Source organism: Frankia sp. AgKG'84/4 (genome assembly GCF_023242965.2).
Taxonomy (GTDB): domain Bacteria; phylum Actinomycetota; class Actinomycetes; order Frankiales; family Frankiaceae; genus Frankia.
Map to the genome: position 1 here is coordinate 1 of NZ_JALKFU020000437.1, position 4,476 is coordinate 4,476.

General features: G+C 73.8%; 3 protein-coding genes. All 3 read left to right on the forward strand.

Annotated features, from left to right (window positions below):
• Positions 1-1,675 (forward strand): circularly permuted type 2 ATP-grasp protein (locus MXD58_RS20740; protein ID WP_250609764.1); only part of this gene is annotated, 1,675 nt, incomplete at its 5' end.
• Between the two features lie 176 nt (positions 1,676-1,851).
• Complete coding sequence (locus MXD58_RS20745) at positions 1,852-3,636, forward strand: N-acetylglutaminylglutamine amidotransferase (protein ID WP_248840676.1); 1,785 nt, start codon at positions 1,852-1,854, stop codon at positions 3,634-3,636.
• Between the two features lie 27 nt (positions 3,637-3,663).
• Positions 3,664-4,476: TolB family protein (locus tag MXD58_RS20750; RefSeq protein ID WP_374616419.1), on the forward strand; the 813-nt coding region annotated here is incomplete at its 3' end.

Sequence of the window (4,476 nt, forward strand, 5' to 3'; positions counted from 1 at the left end):
GGCGATGCTGCGCCGGCTGCTGGAGGAGGTCCGTCCCCAGCTGGAGCAGCTCGACGACTGGGAGCTCGTCGACAACCTCGCCGAGCAGGCCGCCGGGCGCGGCAGCTCGGCGCAGCGCCAGCGGCGCGCCTTCGCGCGGCGCGGACTGCTCACCGACGTCGCCGACCTGATCCTCGCCGAGACCCGGGACGTCCCGCCGGCGGGAACGACCATCGGCGCCGCGCCGGCGGTCTCCGCGCCCGACCAGATCGCGCCGAACCTGTTGGAGCGCTACCAGCCCACCGGCTACGACGAGATCGTTGACGAGCGCGGCGCGGTGCGCCCCCAGTACCGGGCGGTGATGCGCACGCTGGAGCGCCTCGGCCCCGACGCCCTCGACGAACGGGTCGGCGCCCGCCAGGCCGAGCAGAACGACCGGGGCATCGTCTTCCGGGTCGACGGCGAGACGGCCGACCGGCCGTTCCCGTTCGACATCGTGCCGCGGATCATCGCCGCCGACGACTGGTCGGTGCTCTCCGCCGGCCTGCGCCAGCGGGTCCGCGCGCTCGAGGCATTCCTGCACGATGTCTACGGAGAGCGCGCCGCGGTCGCCGACGGCATCGTGCCCCCGTGGATCGTCAACGACGCGCCGGGGCTGCGCCACGGTGGCCGGGCCGTCCCCGGCGAGGCGATCCGGATCACCACCGCCGGCATCGACCTGGTGCGCGGCGGCGACGGCGGCTGGCTGGTCCTCGAGGACAACCTGCGGGTGCCGTCGGGGATCGCCTACGCCATGGAGGGCCGGCGCCTGGCCGCGTCGGTGCTGCCGGAGCTCGGGCCGCCCTCGGGCATCCTGCGCCTGGACGGTGTGCCCACGATGCTGCGCGACGCCCTCGTCGCGGCCGCGCCGGGGGCCACCGGCGGCGATCCCGTGCTGGCCGTGCTGACCAGCGGGCCGGCCGACTCCGCCTACTTCGAGCACAAGCTGCTGGCCGAGCAGATGGGCGTCGCGCTGGTCGAGCCCGGCGAGCTGCTCGCCGACGACGACGGCGTGCACCACGTCGCCGACGGGCGGCGGCGCCGTGTCGACGTGCTCTACCGGCGCATCGACGAGGACGAGCTGTTCGCCGCGACCGGCGCCGACGGTGCGCCGCTCGGCCCGGCGCTGCTACGCGCCCTGCGTGGCGGGCGGGTCAGCGTCGCGAACGCGCCCGGCAACGGCGTCGGCGACGACAAGGTCGTCTACGCCTATGTGCCGCGGATGGTCACCTACTACCTGGGTGAGCAGCCGATCCTCGACGACGTGCCCACCTACGTCTGCGGCGACCCGGAGCAGTGCGAGCACGTGCTGGCCAACCTCGACCAGCTCGTCGTCAAGCCGGTCGACGGCTTCGGCGGCTCGGGGGTCGTCATCGGCCCGCACGCCGAGCCGTACCAGCTCACCCAGGTCCGCGAGCAGGTCCTGGCGGACCCGCGGCGCTGGATCGGCCAGGAGGTGATCGCCCTGTCGACCCATCCCACCTGGCACGACAGCGCGCTCGAGCCGTGCTCCGTCGACCTGCGGGCGTTCGTCTACGCCGGGCGCGAGCCGGTCGTGGTGCCGGCGGCGCTCTCCCGGGTGGCGCCGCCCGGGAGCCTGATCGTGAACTCCTCGCAGGGCGGTGGCTCCAAGGACACCTGGATCCCCCGCCGCTGAGCTGACTCCCACCACCGAGTGGTTCTCGCCTGCGGTGGGTGAACCGCAACCCGAGCGATACGAGTGTGAAACGTCCGGCATTGAGGGTGGACGGACTACCACTCACCGGGGTGCCGGGCGGAACGTTCGGGGAAGGGACCACGCCTGATCGCTGGGACGACCGACGGGAGTGCGGAATGTGCGGTTTGAGTGGTGAGCTGAGGTTCGACGGCCGGTCGGCGGATGTCGACGCGGTGACGCGCATGACGGCCACGATGGTTCCACGGGGGCCCGACGGCGTGGGCGTCTGGTCCATGGGGCCGGTCGCGTTCGGCCACCGCCGACTGAAGATCATCGATCTGTCGGAGTGCGGCGCCCAGCCGATGGTGGACAGCGAGCTCGGGCTCACCACCGTCTTCAACGGCTGCATCTACAACTACCAGCAGATCCGCGACGAGCTCAGCGCCGCCGGCTACCGGTTCTTCTCCAGCTCCGACACCGAGGTCATCGCCAAGGCATACCACCGGTGGGGAACGCGCTGCGTCGACCACTTCGCCGGCATGTTCGCCTTCGCCGTCGCCGAGCGGGACACCGGCCGCCTGGTGCTCGCCCGCGACCGGCTCGGCATCAAGCCGCTGTACTACGCCGCCGACGCCGAGCGGCTGCGGTTCGCCTCCACCCTGCCGGCGCTGCTCGCGGGCGGCGGGGTCAGCTCCGACATCGACCTCGTCGCGTTCCACCACTACCTGTCGTTCCACTCGGTGGTGCCGGCGCCGCACACCATCCTCGCCGGGATCCGCAAGCTGCCCGCCGCGACCGTGCGCGTCGTCGAACCCGACGGCACCAGCACCGACGAGGTGTACTGGAGCCCGTCGTTCACCCGCGACCCGGCGCACGCCGACTGGACCGCGACGGACTGGCAGGACGCGATCGCCGAGCGGCTGCGCACCGCCGTACGCCGCCGGATGGTCGCCGACGTCCCCGTCGGGGTGCTGCTCTCCGGCGGGCTGGACTCCAGCCTCATCGTCGCCCTGCTCGCCGAGGCCGGGCAGACCGGCCTGGCCACCTTCAGCGTCGGCTTCGAGGCCGCCGGCGGCGAGTCCGGCGACGAGTTCGCCTACTCCGACATCATCGCCCAGCACTTCGCCACCGACCACCACCAGATCCGGGTGCCCGGCAGCCGGCTGCTGCCCGCCGTCGACGCCGCCGTCGCCGCGATGAGCGAGCCGATGGTCAGCCACGACTGCGTCGCGTTCTACCTGCTCTCCCAGGAGGTCTCCCGGCACGTCAAGGTCGTGCAGTCCGGCCAGGGCGCCGACGAGGTCTTCGCCGGCTACTCCTGGTACCCCCCGATGGCCGACGTGGCGCGCGGCGACGCCGTCGACGCCTACCTGCGGGTCTTCGCCGACCGGCCGCACCGGGACATGCCGGCGATGGTCGAGCCGCACCATCTCCTCGACGCGGACGCCTCGCGGCGGTTCGTCGCCGACCAGTTCGCCCGCCCCGGCGCCGAGACCTCCGTCGACGCCGCCCTGCGGATCGACTCGACGATCATGCTCGTGGACGACCCGGTGAAGCGCGTCGACAACATGACGATGGCCGCCGGCCTCGAGGCCCGGACCCCGTTCCTCGACCACGAGCTGGTGGAGCTCGCCGCCGCCTGCCCGCCCGAGCTCAAGCTCGCCTCCGGCGGCAAGGGCGTGCTCAAGGACATCGGCCGCCCGCTGATGCCCGTCGACGTCATCGACCGGCCCAAGGGCTACTTCCCGGTGCCGGCGATCCGCCACCTGCACGGTCCGTTCCTCGACCGGGTCCGCGACGCGCTGTCCGACCCGGCCGCCAAGTCCCGCGGCCTGTACCGGCCGTCGTGGGTGCAGGCGATGCTCGCCGCCCCGAACGACAACCGCACCACCCTCGGCGCCAACGCCCTGTGGCAGGCCGCGCTGCTGGAGATGTGGTTGCAGACCCATGGCGTGACGTGATCGCGCCGGACCTGCCGAGGGAGTGACATGGCTCGTCGCCGTCGATTCGACGATCTGACCCCCCGTCGCCAGCACGGTGATGTGCCGGCACCACGCCGACCCGGCGCGCTTGCCGCGGCGCCGGCGGCGCTGCCCGAGGAATGGGTGGCGGCCGTCGGCGTGCGGGCTCCCGCGCTCGCTCCCGACGGTCGGCTCGCCTACGTCGCCGATGGCCCCGACGGACCCCGGCTGTGGATCCGCTCGGTCGACGGCCGGCGCCGCCGCATCGACACGGGGCCCGGTCATGTTCGCAGCGCGCTGTGGTCGCCGGCCGGCACCCTGCTCGCCGTGCAGGTCGCGTCCGGTGGCGAGGAGCTCACCGAGGTGCGCGTCGTGGACCCCACCGCCGGCCGGCGGATCAGCGCCGTCGGCGTGCGTCGGATCGCCGGCGGGGACACCAGCGCGGCGGCGCCGGCCCGCTGGAGCCCCGACGGGCAGGCGCTGTTCGTCACCGAGTCCGACCGGGCCGACACCGACGGACGCACGGCCGCCCTGCTGGTCGCCCTCGACGGCCGCCGCGTCACCCTCGCGGAGGGCATCGCGCTGCAGATCCTCGACGCCGTCCCGCTCGAGGCCGTCCCGCATGATGGCCTATTGACCGGTACGGACCTGCCCGGCGGCGACCCGCTGGCAGCGTCCTACCGGCTGCTGCTGCGGGAGGGTCCGCGTGGGGTCCGCCGGGCGCTCGTCGTCGACGTCCGGCTCACCGTGGCGGCGCAGGGCGGTGACACCCACGCGTCCTGGGAGCTGCCGGGCGGCACCGCGACCGCGCTGAGCGGCCGCTTCACCGCCGGCGGCCAG

Excerpts from the sequence above, each read along its gene's own strand:
- MXD58_RS20745 (WP_248840676.1), top strand. The coding sequence starts at position 1,852 with ATGTGCGGTTTGAGTGGTGAGCTGAGGTTCGACGGCCGGTCGGCGGAT.